This window comes from Nonomuraea sp. KM88 (assembly GCF_052245635.1).
GTDB lineage: Bacteria > Actinomycetota > Actinomycetes > Streptosporangiales > Streptosporangiaceae > Nonomuraea.
The window spans coordinates 975,182-992,277 of sequence record NZ_JBQQCC010000001.1 but is presented as its reverse complement, the minus strand read 5'-3'; the positions used below and the strand labels follow the sequence as shown (position 1 = coordinate 992,277).

Below are 17,096 nucleotides of genomic sequence, written 5' to 3'. Positions count from 1 at the left end.
CCGGCCGGCTCCTGAAACGGCGGCCCGGCCAGCGGACGGAACAGAGAGAATGCACATGACGCACCGCCAGGAAAGCCTTCCCGCTACCTTCGCCCAGCAGGGCATGTGGATCGGCGCGCACATGGGCGCCGGCCCGGCGTACCACATGCCGCTCGCCCTCTGGCTCCACGGTGACCTCGACGTGGCCGCCCTGGTCGCCGCGTGCGCCGACGTGGTCGCCCGGCACCCGGTGCTCGCCACCACCGTCGTGCGGCAGCGTGACGAGCTCCGCCTGGCCCCCGCAGCCGAGCCTCCCGTGACGTTCGCCGCTCCGGCCGGGCGCGACGCCCTCGACCGGCTGGTCGCGGACGAGATCGCCCGCCCGTTCGACCTGGAGACGGGGCCGACCGCCCGGTTCACGCTCGCGCCCGCCGGGCCGGCGCGGCACCTGCTGCTGTTCGTCGCCCACCACCTCGTCTTCGACGGGATGTCGAAGGACATCCTCGTACGGGACCTGGCCCGCTGCTACGCCGCCCGCCGCGACGGGCACGACCCACGGGTGCGGCCGCTGTCCTTCGCCGAGGCGGCCGCCGCCGGCCACGAGCGCGTCGCGGGCGCGCTGCCCGCCGCCAAGGAGTTCTGGGCTCGGCGCCCCGCTGAGCCCGGCCGGATCGTGCTGCCGGGGCCGCTGCGTCCCACGCCCCGGTTCGGGGTCGGCGTGGAGATCGGCGCCGGAGTCGACCGCGAGCTGGGCGGGCACGCCGCCGAGGTGGCGAGGGCGGCCGGGGCGACGACGTTCGAGGTGCTGCTCGCCGCCGTCCACGCGCTGCTGTTCCGGTACGGGTCGGGAGGCGGCGCGGACAGCGACACCGGAAACGACGCGGGCGGCGGTGCCGGGACGGTGGCGGTGGCGATCGACGTGACCACGCGCGGGCCCGAGACCCGGGAGCACATCGGCCCGTTCGTCACCGAGCTGCCCGTGTCGTCCCGCCCGGCCGGCGAGCAGCCGTTCCGCGAGCACGTCGGCGCCGTACGGGCCGAACTGCGCGAGCTCTACCGTTTCCGCGAGGTGCCGCCCGCCCGCGCCCTCGGCGGGCCTCCGGCCGTCCTTCCCGTGTCGATCAGCTACCGCAGGCGGGAGACGGCGTCCGAGCCGGAGTTCCCCGGCCTGGAGGTCACGGTCGACCGCATGATGTTCGCCGGAGGGTCGCGCAACGCCCTGCACCTACAGGTCGTCGACGGGCCCGGCGGGCCGGCCGCGAGCCTGCGCTTCGACCCGGCGGCCCTCGACCGCGGCACCGCCACTCGGTTCGCCGGCGGCCTGCGCGCCCTGCTGCGGCACGCGGCCGAAGACCCGGGCGTACGCCTGGCCGACCTGGACGTCCTGCCCGGCGACGAGCGGCGGATGTTGGTCACCGGGTGGAACGACACGGCGGCCGCCTATCCCGCCGGGGCGACGCTGCTGGGACTGTTCGCCACGCAGGTGGACGCCCGCCCGGACGCGCCCGCCGTGACGTTCGAGGGCAGCTCGCTCACCTACGCCGAGCTGGACGCCGCCTCCGACCGGCTCGCCCACCGGCTGCGGCAGGCGGGCGTGGAGCGCGGCGAACTGGTCGCCGTACACCTGCCGCCCTCTTCCTTGCTGCCGGTCTGCCTGCTCGCCGTGCTGAAGGCCGGCGCCACGTACCTGCCGCTCGACCCCGGCCATCCGGCGGAGCGGCTGTCGATGATCGTGGCCGACGCCCGGCCGCGGCTGCTGCTGTCGGAGACGACCGCGGCCGGATACCTGCCGGCGCCCGTGCTGGTCGTGGGCGAGGAGCACGGGAGCGCCGTCACCGGCGGGCGTCGTACGGCGCCGCGGCCTCCCGCGCCGGCCGCAGGCGACGAACCGCGGACCGGCCCGCCGGCCCCGCCGCCCCGGCCGCCGTCGGCCGGCGACCTCGCGTACCTGATCTACACCTCCGGCTCGACCGGCCGGCCGAAGGGCGTCGAGGTCGGCCACGGCAACCTCGCCAACCTGCTGCTCGCGATGCGCGACCGGCTCGGCGCCGGGCCGGGCGACACCTGGCTGGCCCTCACCTCGCCCGCCTTCGACATCAACGCCCTCGAGCTCTACCTGCCCCTGATCACCGGCGGCCGGGTGGTCGTCGCCCCGCGCGGCGCCGTACGCCGGCCGGAGGCGCTGGCCCTGCTGGCCGCGGAGCAGGGCGTCACGCACGTGCAGGCCACCCCGTCGGTCTGGCGGCTGCTGCTGCCCGGCGGGCTCTCGGGGACGACCGCGCTCGCGGGCGGCGAGGCGCTGCCGCCCCGGCTCGCCGCCGAGCTGCGCACCCGCTTCGACCGGGTGGTCAACGTGTACGGCCCCACGGAGACGACCATCTGGAGCACCGCCGGCGAGCCGGGCGAGACGGTCACCATCGGCCGGCCCATCGCCAACACCCAGGTCCACATCCTCGACGCCCTGCTGCGTCCCGTCCCGGTGGGGGTCACGGGTGAACTGTGCGTCGGCGGCGCCGGCGTGGCGCGCGGGTACCGGGGCAGGCCCGGCCACACGGCCGAACGGTTCGTCCCCGACCCGTACGGGCCGCCCGGCGCCCGCCTGTACCGGACCGGTGACCTGGCCCGCTACCGGGCCGACGGCGAGATCGAGTTCCTCGGCCGGGCGGACGGCCAGGTCAAGCTGCTCGGCCACCGGGTGGAGCTCGGCGAGATCGAGGCGCGGCTGCGCGAACACCCGCACGTCGCCGAGGCGGCGGTGATCGTCAGGAGCGAGGGGCCCGACGATCACCGCCTCATCGCGTACGTGGTGCCCGCGCCCGGCCAGGCCCCTGAGCCCGCCGCGCTGGCCGCCCACCTGGGCCGTACGCTGCCGTCCGCGATGTCGCCCGCCGCCTACGTCCTGCTGGACGGCCTCCCGCTGACCCCCGTCGGCAAACTCGACCGTGCCGCCCTTCCCGGCTCCGCGCCCCGCCCCGCCGCCGCACCTCCCACCGGTCCGCCCCAGGACGCCGGCCGGGCCGAACGGGCCGGGGGGATCGAGGGAGCCGGGAGCCCCGGCCGGGTCGGCGAGGACGGGCCGGCCGACGAGGTGCGCCGGATCTGGCGGGAGGTGCTCGAACTGGATGACGGGGACGAGATCGGCATCGGCGACGACCTGTTCGACCTCGGCGGCCACTCGCTCACCATGACCCAGATCACCGCGAGGATCGGCGAGAGCCTCGGCGTCGAGGTGTCGCTGGACGCCTTCTTCGACGACCCCACGATCGGCGGGCTCGTCGAGGAGATCGCCCGCCTGCGGGAGGAGGACACCGGCACCGGCGGGGAGGGGCACGCCGCCCGGCAGGAGATCCGGCCCCGGCCGGCGGGGACGAACCCGCCGTTGTCGTCCGCGCAGGAGCGGCTGTGGTTCCTGCAACGGTTCGACCCGGACGACGCGTCGTACAGCATGTATCTCGTGCTCCGGTTACGCGGGGCGCTCGACACCGGCGCGCTCCAGGCCGCGCTGGACGCGGTGGTGGCGCGGCACGAGAGCCTGCGCACGTCGTTCGCCGACGTCGACGGCGAGCCGGTCGCCGTCGTCCACCCGCCGGGGCCCGTGCCGGTCGAGCGTCTCGACCTGACCGGCTCGCCCGGCGCGGAGGAGCGGGCCAGGAGGCTGGTCGCCGAGCGCACCAACGCGCCGTTCGACCTGGCCGGGTCGCCGCCGCTGCGGGTGAGCCTGCTCGCGCTCGGCCGCGACGACAACGTGCTCTGCTTCGTCCTGCACCACATCATCGCGGACGGCGCGTCGCTGGGCGTGCTGTTCGACGATCTGTTCGCCCTCTACCTGGCCGAGGTCGAGGGGCGCGAGCCCGTTCTCGCGCCCCTGCCCGTGCAGTACGGCGACGTCGCCCTGTGGCAGCGCGAGCGGGAGTCCGGCGCGGCGGCCGGTGAGGCGCTGGAGTACTGGCGGCGCCGCCTGGCCGACCCGCCCGCGCTGGACCTGCCCGCCGACAAGCCGGGCGCGGAACGGCCCGTGGGGGCCTTCCACCCGTTCCGGATCCCCGAGGACGTCGTGGAGCGCCTGGACCGGCTGGCGCAGGAGCACGGCGCGTCCCTGTTCATGGTGCTGGTGGCCGCCTACCACGTGCTGCTGGCCCGGCACACCGGCCAGAGCGACGTCCTGGTCGGCACGCCGTGGGCGTCCCGTGACCGGGTGGAGCTGGAGCCGGTCATCGGCTATCTCACCGACACCCTGGTGCTGCGCGGCGACCTCTCGGGCGATCCGGCCTTCCGCGATCTGCTGGCCGCCACCCGCCGCGGCGTGCTCGACGCCCACACCCACCGCACCGTGCCCTTCGAAAGGCTCATCGGCGAGCTCGGCGTGCCGCGTGACCTCCACCGCAACCCGCTGTTGTCCACCATGATCATCCTGCACAGCCAGGCGGGCGACGGCACCCCGCCCGAGCGGATCGGCGAGCTGGACGTACGGTTGTTCGACGGCGGGTACCGGCAGGCCAAGTTCCCGCTGTCCCTGGAGACCTGGCGGGACGACGACGGGCTGCGCGCCGTGCTCGGCTACGACACCACCCTGTTCCACGCGGCCACCGCGGAGGGCCTGGCGGACCGTTTCACCGTGCTGCTGCGCGGCGTCGCGGACGCCCCCTGCACCCCGGTCTCCCGGCTCCCGCTCCTGACCGGCGCCGACACGGCCGCCCTGGCCGCCCGCGCCACCGCACCCCCTCACCACACGACTGGACCGGCCCACGGCTCGCCCGCACCGGCCTCCGACGTGCACCGCCCGGCCGGCGGCATGCCGGAGCCGGGGTACGCGGCGGCCGGGCTGGTGCCGGAACTCTTCGCGAGGGTCGTCGCCACCGCGCCCGAAGCCACAGCGCTGGTGTGCGGCGAGGAGCGGGTGAGTTACGCGGAGCTGGACGCCAGGGTGGCGCGGCTGGCGGCGGCGCTGCGGCGGCGCGGCGTGGCCGACGGGTGCGTGGTCGGCGTGTGCCTGCCTCGGTCGGTGGACGCGGTGACCGCGCTGCTGGCCGTCTGGCGGGCCGGCGGCGCGTACCTGCCGCTCGATCCCGATCATCCCGGCGAACGGCTGGCCTTCCTCGTCGAAGACAGCGGCGCCCGCCTGGTGGTGAGCGACGCCGCGCTGGCCCCCCGGATGCGGAGCACGGTTCCCGTGCTCGTCCCCGCCGGCCGGCCGGACCGAGGGGACGGACGGTGGCTCGGCGGGTGGGAGAGCGTCGAGCCGGGCGACCCGGCCTACGTGATCTACACCTCCGGTTCGACGGGCACGCCGAAGGGGGTGCTGGTGGAGCACGGCGCCCTGGCCGCGCGGGTGCGCTGGATGCGGGAGGCGTACGGACTGGGCCGGGACGACCGGGTCGTGCAGTTCGCGTCGCTCGGTTTCGACGCCCACGCGGAGGAGCTGTACCCGGCGCTGGCGGCGGGCGCGTCCGTGCTGCTGCTCCCCGGCGGCGCCCTCACGTTGCCGGACGTGCTGCGGACCCCGCACGGCCGTCAGGTCACCGTGCTGGACCTGCCGACCGCGTACTGGCACCGCCTGACCGAGGCGCCCGGCGACGTGGCCTGGCCGGACGCGCTGCGGCTGATGATCATCGGCGGCGAGCAGGCGCAGGCCGCGGCCGTGGCACGGTGGCGGGACCGCTTCGGCGACGCGGTCACGCTGATCAACACGTACGGGCCGACGGAGGCGACGATCGTCGCGACGGCGGCCGTCCTCGGCGCCGCCGGCGCCGGCTGGCCGCCCATCGGCCGGCCGGTGGCCGGCGCGACCGCGCGTGTGCTCGGCCCCGGCGGGGAGCCCGTGCCTCCCGGAGCCCCCGGCGAGCTGTGCCTGGGTGGCGCCGGGCTGGCCCGCGGCTATCCTGGCTCTCCCGCGCTGACCGCTGAGCGGTTCGTGCCCGACCCGTACGGCCCGCCGGGGTCGAGGCTGTACCGGACCGGGGACCGGGTGCGGTGGCGACCGGACGGGAACCTGGAGTTCCTGGGCCGTTTCGACGGCCAGGTGAAGGTGCGCGGCTTCCGGGTGGAGCCCGGGGAGGTGGAGGCGGCGCTGCTGGCCTGCCCGGGGGTGCGCCAGGCGGCGGTGCGGGCGGACGGCGAACGCCTGGTGGCGTACGTGACCGGGCCTGCTGAGCCGGACGAGCTGCGCCGGCGCCTGGCGGCGAGCCTGCCACCCCACCTGGTGCCCGGCGGCTGGGTACGCCTGGACGCGCTGCCCCTGACGATCGCCGGCAAGGTGGACGTGTCCGCCCTGCCGCAGGCCGCACCCGAGCCGGCCCCCGCGCACGTGCCGCCCCGTACGGACGCCGAGACGCTCGTGGCTGAGGTGTGGGCACAGGTGCTCGGCCTGGACGCCGGCCGGATCGGCGCGCTGGACGACTTCTTCGCCCTCGGCGGCCACTCGCTGCTGGCGACCAGGGCGGCGGCGCTGCTGCGGAACGCGGTCGAGGTCGACGTGCCGATCCGCACCCTGTTCGACCAGCCGACCGTCGCGGGGCTCGCGTCCGCCGTCGAGGGCCTGCTGATCGAGCAGCTGTCAGGCCTGTCCGACGCGGAGGCGGCCCGCCTGCTGGAGACGGAGGTGCCGGGATGAACGAGGCACGCGGACGGACGAACCGCCCGGACGACGCGGAGGAGAGTACGTGACGCGCCCTGATGCCCTTTCCGGCGCCAAGCAGGAGTTACTGGCGCGGCGGCTGCGACGGGGTACGGCGGCGGCGCCCCGCCGTACCGTCCCGCCCCGGCCCTCCGGGGAGCCGCCGCTGTCGCACGCGCAGGAGCGGCTGTGGTTCCTGGAGCAGTTCGCGCCGGGCACCACGCAGCTGACCATCCCCATCCGGCTGCGGCTGCGCGGCCCGCTGGACGTGCCCGCGCTGGCCGCCGCGCTCGACGCGGTGGCGGCCGGCCACGACGCGCTGCGCACGCGGTTCCCCGCGACGTGGGACGGCCGGCCGAGGGTGGAGCTGGCCGAAGGGGGCACGCTGCCGCTGACCGTGAGCGACGCTCCCGACGAGGCCGGCGCCAGGGCACGGGCGGAGGAGTTCCTGGCGGTGCCGTTCGACCTGGCCGCCGGGCCGGTGGCGAGGGCCCTGCTGGTACGGCTGGCCGCCGACGATCACGTGCTGGTGATCGCGGTGCACCACATCGCCGCCGACGGCTGGTCGGCCGACCTGCTGCTGCGCGAGGTGTTCGCCCGCTACGACGGCGCCGCGCCGGCCGCCCCCGAGGTGGGGTACGCCGACTACGCGGCCTGGCAGCGCGGCCTGCCGCCGTCGCGGCGCGACCTGGACTTCTGGCGGGAACGGCTGGCCGGGCTGGAGCCGCTGGACCTGCCGGCGGACCGGCCGCGACCGCCGGAGCGCACCTACGCCGGCGCGGCGCACACGTTCCCGCTGGACGCCGAGGTCGCCGCCGCGCTGGCGCGGCTGGGCCGCGAGCACAGCGCGACGCCGTACATGACGATGCTGGCCGCGTTCGCCGCGCTGCTCGGCCGGTACGCGAGCACCGACGACGTCGCGGTGGGCTCGCCGGTGGCCGGCCGTCAGGTACCGGAGCTGGACGGCGTGATCGGTTGTTTCGTCAACATGCTGACCATGCGGGTGGACCTGTCGGGCGACCCGGCGTTCGCGGAGCTGCTGGAGCGGGTGCGCGACGCCGCCGTGGACGCGTACGCCCACCAGGACCTGCCGTTCGAACAGCTCGTCGCGGAGCTGGACCTGCCCCGTGACGTGTCCAGGTCGCCGTTGTTCGGCGTCATCCTCGCGATGCAGAACTACCGTGGCGCCTCCGTCGAGGCGCCGGCCGGGCTGTCCGTGGCGGACTTCCCCGTGGACTCCTGGGCCACCCGCTACGACCTGGAGCTCTACGTCGGCGACGGCTCCGGCGGGATGTTCGTCTACAACACGGACCTGTTCGACGCGGCCACGATCGAGCGGTTGGCCGGGCACCTGCGCGCCCTGCTGGAGCAGGTGGCGGGCCGGCCGGGGCTGCGGCTGTCCGAGATCGACCTGCTCTCCCCCGGCGAGCGCCGCCTGGTCGTCGAGGGCTGGAACGACACCGCCTGGAGGTTCCCCGGCGAGGCCACCCTGCACGGCCGGATCGAGGCCCAGGCGGCGCTCACGCCGGACGCGGTCGCGGTGCGCTTCGAGGGGCGGTCGCTGACGTACGCCGAGCTCTCCGCGCGGGCGGACCGGGTCGCGCACACGCTGCGCGATCTCGGCGCGGGTCCCGGCTCGGTGGTCGCCGTCTGCGCGGAGCGTTCGCTGGAGCTGCTGCCCGGGCTGCTGGGCGTGCTCAGGGCCGGCGCGGCGTACCTGCCGGTCGATCCCGGCTATCCGGCGGAGCGGGTGGCGTTCATGCTGGCGGACGCCGCGCCGGCCGTCCTGCTCACCCAGAGCACGATCCGCCCGTCACTGCCGGAAACGGCGGCCGTCACGCTCGACCTGGACGACCCGGACGCCTGGACCGGCGGCCCCGGGCCGCTTCCCGCGGTGCGGCCGGACGACGTCGCCTACGTCATCTACACCTCGGGCTCCACCGGCCGGCCGAAGGGCGTGGCGAACACGCACGGCGGCATCGCCAACCGCCTCGACTGGATGCAGGAGCGGTTCGGGCTGGGCCCTGGCGACGTGGTGGCGCAGAAGACGCCGCTCAGTTTCGACGTGTCGGTGTGGGAGCTGTTCTGGCCGCCGCGCTGCGGCGCGAGCCTGGTGCTCGCCACGCCGGGCGGCCACAAGGACGCGGCGTACCTGCGCAAGCTGATCGTCACCGAGGGCGTGACCACCGCGCACTTCGTGCCGTCGATGCTGGCGGTGTTCCTCGGCGAGGAGGGGGCGGCGGGCTGCGGCTCGCTGCTCCGGGTGATCTGCTCGGGTGAGGAGCTGCCCGCCGACCTGGCACGCCGCTGCGTCGCCACGCTGCCGGGAGCCGAGCTGCACAACCTGTACGGCCCCACGGAGGCGGCCGTCGACGTATCCGCCTGGCACTGCCTGCCCGGCACGCTCGCCTCGGCGGCCCGGGTGCCGATCGGCGCGCCCATCGCCAACACCGCCCTTCACGTGCTCGACGCGACGATGGCCCCGGTGCCGGTCGGGGTGCCGGGCGAGTTGTTCATCGGCGGCGCGGGACTGGCCCAGGGGTACCTGAACCGGCCGGGGCTGACCGCCGAGCGGTTCGTCCCGGATCCGTTCGGACCGCCGGGCTCGCGGCTGTACCGCACCGGCGACCTGGCCAGGCGCCGCCCCGACGGCGCGCTGGAGTTCCTCGGCCGGCTGGACGGCCAGGTCAAGCTGCGCGGCCTGCGGATCGAGCTCGGCGAGATCGAGGCGGCGCTGCGCGCGCTGCCCGGGGTCAGGGACGCGGCCGTGGTCGTGCGCGAGGACCGCCTGGCCGCCTACCTCGTCCCGGACACCCCCGAGAACGAGCCGCCCGGCCGGCCGCACGACGAGCCCGACGACCAGCCCGACGGCCACCCCGACGACCGGCCGCACGACCGGCCGCCGGACCACGCGGCCGTGCGGGCCGGGCTGAAGCGCACGCTGCCCGACTACATGGTGCCGAGCGCGTACGTCACCCTGGACTCCCTGCCGCTCAACCCGAGCGGCAAGCTGGACCGCCGGGCCCTGCCCGCTCCGGTCGCCGGCCGTGACGCCGGCGTCGAGCTCGTCGCGCCCGGGACTCCCACCGAGGCGGCCCTGGCCGCCATCTGGGCGGACCTGCTGGGTCTCGACGTGGTCGGCGTGGACGACGACTTCTTCGACCTCGGCGGCCATTCGCTGCTGGCCACGCAGGTGGTGGCGCGGCTGCGGGCGCAGACGGGCGCCGGGGTCAGCGTGATGGACGTGTTCAAGCACCGCACCGTGCGCGAGCTGGCGGCGCTGGCCGACACCCCGGCCGAGCGGCGCGGGCCGCGTACGCTGCTGCACCGGCTGACGCCCGAGCGCAGCACGCCGCCGGTGCTGACGTACGTGTGCGTGCCGTACGGCGGCGGCAGCGCCGTCGTCTACCAGCCCCTGGCCGACGCCCTGCCCGACGGGAACGCGTTGTGGTCGGTGGCGATCCCCGGCCACGACGTCGGCGTGGACGAGGAGACGTCGTCCTTCGACGATCTGGCCGCCGGGTGCGTGCGGGAGATCCTGGACAAGGTCGAAGGCCCGGTCGCGCTGTACGGGCACTGCGGCGTCGGCTCGGCCCTGTCCGTGGAGATCGCCCGCAGGCTGGAGGCCGCGGGACGGCGGCTCGTCGCCGTCTACATCGGCGGGATCTTCCCGTTCGCCCGGCCGAAGGGCGCGCTGCTGTCGCGGATCGCCCGGTTCGCCGAGGCCGAGCAGCTCCGCGGCGACCAGCGCTACGTCAACTGGCTGATCTCGCTCGGCCTCGACATGAACGAGGTGGACCCCGCGCAGGCCCGCCGCATCGTACGGAACATGCGCCGCGACTCGCGGGAGGCGGAGGACTACTACACGCGCCTGTTCGCGGCCGGCACCGAACGGCTGGACGCGCCCGTGATCAGCATCGTGGGCAGCGAGGACCCGGCGACCGACTACTACGAGGAACGTTTTCGCGAATGGCACTTCCTGTCGTCGACGTCGGCCGTGGTGGTGCTCGCGGAGGCAGGCCACTTCTTCCTGAAATATCGGGCGGACGAGCTGGCCGCGATCATCACCGCCACCCATGACGCGCTGGACGAGCCGCCCCGGGACCGCGACCCCGGCGCCACGTGGTGGCTGCACGACGTGTCGCGCTCCGGCACGCCGCGCGCTCCGGCGGGAGCCCAGCCGAGCATCCCGAGGTTCCTGGCCGTCGCGCTGAGCCAGCTCGTGTCGGTGACCGGGTCGGCGCTGACCGAGTTCGCCGTGCCCCTGTGGATCTACACCACGACGGGCTCCGTGGCGAAGTTCGCGCTGATGGCCGTGGTCGGCCTGGTGCCGGGCATGCTGGTCGCGCCGCTCGCGGGTGCGATCGTCGACCGGGCGAACCGGCGTACGGTCATGCTGGCGGGCGACGTCGCGGCGTTCGCCATCCAGCTCACGATGGGCGTGCTGCTGTGGACGGGGAACCTGTCGGCGGAGATGCTCTACCCGTTGCTGGGCTGCCTGTCGGTCGCGCTCACGTTCCAGCGCATCGCGTACCTCTCGGCGATGCCGCAGCTCGTGCCCAAGGTCTATCTCGGGCACGCGGTCGGCATCATGCAACTGGGCAACGGCACCGCCCAGCTGCTCGTACCGATCTTCGCGGTCGGGCTGCTCGCCACCGTCGGGCTCGGCGGCATCCTCCTGCTGGACGTGGCCGGCTACGCGGTCGCGATCGCCGTGCTGCTGGTGGTGCGCTTCCCCGGCAGCATGCCGTGGCGGCGCAGGGAGTCGATGAAGGCGGAGATCCTGGGCGGGCTGCGCTATTCGCTCGGCCACCGCGGCTTCCGCGCGATGTTGCTGTTCTTCGTCGTGCTGAACGTGTTCCTCTCGCCGCTGCTGCTGATGTTCGGGCCGCTGGTGTTGTCGTTCGCGGGGCTCCCCGACGTGGGCCGGATCTCGTTCCTGGCGGGCGTCGGCACGTTCGCGGGCGCGCTCATCATGATCGTCTGGGGTGGGCCGCGCCGCCTGCGGCTGCGCGGGGTGCTGCTGTGCACACTGGCCCTGGGCGTCTTCTGCCTGGTCACCGGCGTACGCGCCGACCTGGTGGTGATCGCCGCCGGCGTGTGCGGCATGACGGCCTGGCTGACCCTGCTCAACGGCATCTACGCCACCATCGTGCAGGTCAAGGTGCCCCAGCGGTTCCACGGCCGGGTGTTCGCCATGAACACGCTCGTCGCCTGGTCCACGCTGCCGATCGGTTTCGGCCTCGTCGCCCCGTACGCCGCCTCCGTACTCGACCCGCTGCTCCTCGACGGCGGCGCGCTGGCGCCTACCGTCGGCGCGCTCATCGGCACCGGTCCCGGCCGCGGCATCGGGTTCATGTACGTGCTCTTCGGCGTCGCCATCCTGGTGATCGCGCTGGTCGCGATGCGGATCCCGGCCCTGACCCGGTTCGACCGCGACGTGCCCGACGCCGTCGCCGACGACCTCGTCGGCGTCCAGGCCCTGCGCGGCGCCACCCCCACGAAGCCGCTGGAGAAGACGACGACGGAGGCAGCACCGTGACGCAACGACACCAGGTGGTCGTCAACGACGAGGACCAGTACTCGCTGTGGCCGGCCGACCGGCAGCCCCCTGACGGGTGGCGGGCCGAGGGGTTCGCCGGCTCGAAGGAGGAGTGCCTGAGCCACATCGACCAGGTCTGGCGCGACATGCGCCCGCGCAGCGTACGGCTGCGCCAGGAGGACGCCGGGGGCGACACCGCGGGCAACGCCGGGGGCAACACCGCGGGCGACGCCCCCGGGGGTGCGTGGTGACGGCGGACGCGGGACGGCTGGAGCGGGAGCTGGCCGACCTGATCGCCGGCGTGTCCGGCGGCGAGATCAGCCCCGAGGAGGTGCTGGCGGGCGAGCATCCGCTCTCGGCTCTCGGCCTCACCTCGCTGGCGCGCATCCACCTCATCGACGAGATCGAGGACGCGTACGGCGTCGACGTCGACCTGCGCGGCGATCTGCCGTCCTTCGAGCACGTCGCCACCCTTGCCGCCGCCCTGGCGTCGCTCCTGGAAGGAGACCCGGCGTGACCGGGCGCGCCACGGTGACGTTCGGCGGCCCCCGGGCTGGCGAGGCGGCCCTGACGTGGGGGCAGCGGCTGATGTGGCGGGCCGTGCACCTGATGGGGGACAGCCAGTCGTTCCTCAACTGCCCGTGGGTGCTGCCCGTCTACGGGCGGCGTGACCTGCCCGCCGTGCTGGAGGCGCTGCGCACACTGATGGAACGGCACGAGAGCCTGCGCACCACGTTCGCCGGCACTCCGGACGGGCCCGTCCAGCGGGTGGCGCGCGGCGGCGAGCTGACCGTGGAGCTGGTGGAGGCCGGGCGGGAACGCCCGCTGAGTGCCGCCGAGCGGATCGCCGGCGAGCTGGGCAGGACGGTCTTCGCGCACGGCGAGGATCTGCCGCTGCGCTGCGTGGTCGTGCTGGACGGCGGCCGGCCGAAGGCGCTGGCGTTCGTCTTCTCCCACCTGGCGGTGGACTTCCAGGCGCTCGGCCTGCTGTCCGCGGAGTGGCGGGCGCTGCTGCGGGGTGAGGAGCTGCCGCCGCCCGCGTGGCAGCCCATGGACCAGGCGGTCCTGGAGCGCGAGGAGGCGTTCCAGGCGCGTTCCGCGCGCTCGATCCACCACTGGCGCTCCGTGCTGGACGAGGTGCCGCTCGACGTGTTCGACCATGCGCCCCACGAGCCGGAGGAGCCCCGGTTCATCGAGGTCGGCATGGAATCGGTGGCGCTGGCCGCCGCGGCGGAGCGGCTGGCGGCGCGCTGGACGATCGGCACCACCAGCGTGCTGCTCGCCGCGTGCGCCACCGTTCTCGCCGAGGTGAGCGGCCGCCGGCGGGCCGTCATGCAGCTGGTGCACAGCAACCGGCGCGACGCGCGTACCCGCTCCATGGTCGGGACCGTGGGGCAGGACGGCCTGTTCGTGCTCGACCTGCCCGCCACCGACTTCGCCGCGACGTGCCGGGCCGCGCAGCGCAACGCCCTGGTGGCCTACCGCAACGCGCACTACGACCCGTTCGCGATGCGGGCCATGCGGGAGGAGGTCGGGCGGCGCCGCGGTCGCGAGCCGGACCTCGACGCGTTCTTCAACGACCGGCGCGGCGCCGGCTCCTGGCCGAGCCTGCCGCGCGCCGGCTCCGACGAGGACGTGGCCGGGCTCACCGGGAAGACCCGTCTCCATGTCGCGGACGCGTGGCCGGGGGTGCGGTTCAAGGTGTTCTTCACCGTGGGGACGGCCACGGACACCGGTCAGCTCAGCCTCATCGTCGACACCGCCTATCTGCGGCGGGACACGGCCAGGGCGATGTTGCTCGCCGTCGAGACGCTGCTGGTCCGCAGCCTGGCCGGGGACGTGATGATGGGCGAGGTGCCCCGGCTCGGGCGTCGATGATGCTGGTGCCGAGCTTGACGCGCTCCGTGAGCGCGGGTGGTGCGCAATGACGGACGACGTGCCGATCAGGTCGGGAAGTCCTTCGGGTTGACCGAGCGCGTCCTGGCGTTGCCGCCCCTGACCTGGTTGAGCGTCAGGCTCCAGCCGCTGGTGGAGGTGAACCTCAGCCGCTGGTCGAACCGCTGGTAGGAGGCGTTCCTGGTGAACGTGCGCTTCTTGGTGTTGAAGCGGTAGCCGGTGGTGAAGTAGATCCGGTAGGTGCCGTTCCTGATGTCGTTGATGCTCGCGGACGACCGCGCGCGGACGTAGATGCTCACCGCCTTGGTCCTGCCCTTGACCAGGGTGACGACGCCGTCCTTCGAGGTGCCGTTCCTGATCTTCAGCCGTCCGCCGCCACCGGTGTAGCGGTCATAAATGATCTTTCCGTTACGCGGGCGCGCAGCGGCGGTCGAGGCGGCCGCCTGCGACACCGAGACGACCGCCTGCCCGCCGGTCGCCGCGGCCGATCCCGCGGAGGGCGCGGCCAGCATGCCGCCGGCCAGCGCGACGGCGACAACACCGGCGCGCAGTGGGGTTCCTTCGAGAAGTCGCTTCACGGTGAACATCTCCCTAGGGGTATGTGATCATGCCAAATGTAAAGAAACTAATCTTGATCGGCCACCTAGTAGATACCAGGATGGACAGGGCGGCCATCGCCGAACCGCAGGAGTCTTCGGCTGTTCACCCGTACGTCACCCGAAAGTCTGTCGCATTTGTTAGCCGTCGTCCGGAACACCCAAGTTTCCGCAACCTTGTCATCAGAACCCGGTAATGCGGGTTCTTGATCTGAAGTAGGGGCACTTAACGTTGGCCTATGGCTGGTCATGGGAGCGCAGCACCGTCGTCGTCACGAGCCGGAGCGAGGTAGGCCGTGCAGGACGGCGTCGTCAGCGCTGCCGCGCACCATGCCTTCGAAGTGGACGAGGTGCTGGCCCGGGCCGTACGCGACACAGGGGCGCACATCGGGGCGGTCTACCTGCTGGCCGACGACGGCCAGGTCCTGCTCATGGAGACGGAGACCGGGCTGCCCGCCCAGATCGTCAAGCCATGGACGCGGGTGCGGGTGAGCGCGGGCGTCCCGGTGTCGGCCTCCGTACGCGAGCGCCGGCTCGTCTGGGTTCCGGGTTACCAGGAGCTCGCCCACCGTTACCCGGCGACGGCGATCGCGCTGCCGTACCCGTTCGCCGCGGTCGCCACCCCGATCCAGTCGAACGGGGACGTGTGGGGCTCCCTGGTCCTGATGTGGCCGCCGTCGCACCCGCCGGACCTCGCCCCGCACGAGCGGGACACCATCGACTACGCCACCCGCAGGCTCGGCGACCTCATGGAGCAGGCGACCCGCGGCGGGAGACCGACGCGCTCCGGGGACGAGCCGCGCGTCCTCACCCCCCCGTGGGCCGGGGTGCCGGACGTGCACCATGCCCTGGCCTCGGCCGGCTATCTGGACCGGCTCCGCGACGGCTGCGTGGGCCTTGACCTGGACGGCCGGCTCACCTTCGTCGGCGCGGGGGCGGCCGGCCTGCTCGGCGAAGACCTGACGGGCAAGCTGGGCGAGCCGCTCTGGGAGGCGGCGGCGTGGCTGAAGGACCCGCTGTTCGAGGACCGCTGCCGCGCGGCGGGCGTCAGCCAGGAGGCCACGTCCTGCCTCGTCCGGGGTCCGGCCGGCCGGCCCCTGCACATCAGCCTGCATCCGGACCCGTCCGGCCTCAGCCTGTACATCACCGAGGCGGCGGCCGACCGATCGGCGCGGCGGCGGGACGCGCCCGGCGCCGGCAGCGTCAGCCTGCCCCGCGCCGACGTCTTCTACAACCTGCTCCACCTCGCGGCGGCGCTGAGCCGGACCCTCGACGTGCAGGAGATCGTCGACATGGTCGCCGACCACGTCATGCCGGTGTTCGACGCGCAGGCGCTGGCGATCATGGTGGCCGAGGGCGGGAGGCTGAAGGTCGTCGGCTCGCACGGCTACGATCCCGGCGTCCCCGAACATTTCAACCGCCGGCGGCTGACCTCGGCCAGCCCTTCGCAGGACGTCCTGCGCACCGGCGAGCCCGCCTTCCTCTCCGACGCGGACGAGTTGCGCCGGAAATATCCGCGAGCCGAGGTCCGCGACGGGATGGCCGCCTGGGCGTTCCTGCCGCTGCGCACCTCCGAGACCGTCGCCGGCGTGTGCCTGGTCTCGTTCGACGAGCCCTACGCGTTCACCGACGAGACGCGGGCCAGCCTCACCGCGATGGCCGGGCTCATCGCCCAGGCCCTGGACCGGGCCCTGCTCTACGACGCCAAGGACCGGCTCGCCCACACCCTCCAGACCTCGCTCCTCCCCCGCAGGCTGCCCCGGATCGACGGGCTGGACGTGGCCGCCCGTTACGTGCCCGCCACCCGCGGCGTGGAGATCGGCGGCGACTTCTACGACCTGATCCGTCTGGGCGACACCAAGGCCGCGGCGATCATCGGAGACGTCCAGGGCCACAACGTGACGGCCGCCGCGCTCATGGGGCAGGTCAGGACCGCCATCCACGCCTACGCGGCCGGGGGAGCGAGCCCGGGCAACGTGCTCAAGCTCACCAACCGCCTGCTCATGGACCTGGACCCCGACCTGTTCACCAGCTGCCTGCTCATCTACTTCGACCTGCGGCTGCGCACGCTGTGGGCCGCCAGCGCGGGGCACCCGCCGCCCCTGCTGCGCCCGCCGGGCCAGCCCGCCGAGGTCATCGACGTGCCCGCCGGCATCCTGCTCGGCGTCCAGGCCGACGCCGAATATCCCACCGTCCAGGTGCCGTTCCCGCCGGGCGCCGTCCTCGCCCTCTACACCGACGGCCTCGTCGAAACCCCCGGCGTCGACCTGGGCCAGGCCATCGGCGAGCTCGCGGAACACTTCGGCCGCGCCGCGGGCGAGCCCGTCCACGAGCTCAGCGACACGCTGCTCAACCACGCCCCGCACACCAGCCAGCGCGTCGATGACATCGCGCTCCTCCTGGTGGAGCACCGCGCGCCCGCGGGCTGACCCGTTTCGCCCCCGCCGTACGGGGCAGGGGCGGGGCCGCC

The 17,096-nt window shown here is 74.3% G+C and carries 7 protein-coding genes; 6 read left to right on the top strand and 1 reads right to left on the bottom strand.

Going from position 1 to position 17,096, the window contains the following annotated elements:
• Positions 1-55: 55 nt before the first annotated feature.
• The 5 genes from ACTWPV_RS04540 to ACTWPV_RS04520 are packed head-to-tail and all read left to right on the top strand — an operon-like array spanning position 56 to position 14,012.
• The gene (locus tag ACTWPV_RS04540) at positions 56-6,589 is read left to right on the top strand and encodes an amino acid adenylation domain-containing protein (protein WP_443150693.1); all 6,534 of its coding nucleotides are present in this window, start codon (positions 56-58) and stop codon (positions 6,587-6,589) included.
• Positions 6,590-6,638: 49 nt separating this feature from the next.
• Positions 6,639-12,134, top strand: a complete 5,496-nt coding sequence (locus ACTWPV_RS04535; protein WP_443150692.1) for an amino acid adenylation domain-containing protein — start codon at positions 6,639-6,641, stop codon at positions 12,132-12,134.
• Positions 12,131-12,385 carry an MbtH family protein gene (locus ACTWPV_RS04530; protein WP_443150691.1) on the top strand — a complete coding sequence of 85 codons (255 nt, stop codon included), beginning with the start codon at positions 12,131-12,133 and terminating at the stop codon, positions 12,383-12,385. The genes ACTWPV_RS04535 and ACTWPV_RS04530 overlap by 4 nt, the downstream gene beginning before the upstream one ends.
• Entirely contained in the window at positions 12,382-12,651 is a 270-nt protein-coding gene (locus ACTWPV_RS04525) for an acyl carrier protein (RefSeq protein ID WP_443150690.1), read from the top strand. Before ACTWPV_RS04530 ends, ACTWPV_RS04525 begins: the two co-directional genes overlap by 4 nt.
• On the top strand, positions 12,648-14,012 hold the full coding sequence (locus ACTWPV_RS04520) for a condensation domain-containing protein (protein WP_443150689.1): 1,365 nt from the start codon (positions 12,648-12,650) through the stop codon (positions 14,010-14,012). The genes ACTWPV_RS04525 and ACTWPV_RS04520 overlap by 4 nt, the downstream gene beginning before the upstream one ends.
• 65 nt (positions 14,013-14,077) lie before the next feature.
• Here the strand turns inward: ACTWPV_RS04520 and ACTWPV_RS04515 are convergent, their stop codons facing one another.
• Positions 14,078-14,608, bottom strand: coding sequence for a hypothetical protein (locus tag ACTWPV_RS04515; protein ID WP_443150688.1), 531 nt, complete (start codon positions 14,606-14,608; stop codon positions 14,078-14,080).
• Between the two features lie 314 nt (positions 14,609-14,922).
• Here ACTWPV_RS04515 and ACTWPV_RS04510 point away from each other — a divergent pair, with 314 nt between their 5' ends.
• Positions 14,923-17,055 (top strand): SpoIIE family protein phosphatase, encoded by a 2,133-nt coding sequence (locus ACTWPV_RS04510; protein ID WP_443150687.1) that lies wholly within the window; start codon positions 14,923-14,925, stop codon positions 17,053-17,055.
• Positions 17,056-17,096 lie beyond the last annotated feature (41 nt).

Coding starts and splice junctions, on each gene's coding strand:
- ACTWPV_RS04540 (WP_443150693.1), top strand. CDS start 56: ATGACGCACCGCCAGGAAAGCCTTCCCGCTACCTTCGCCCAGCAGGGC.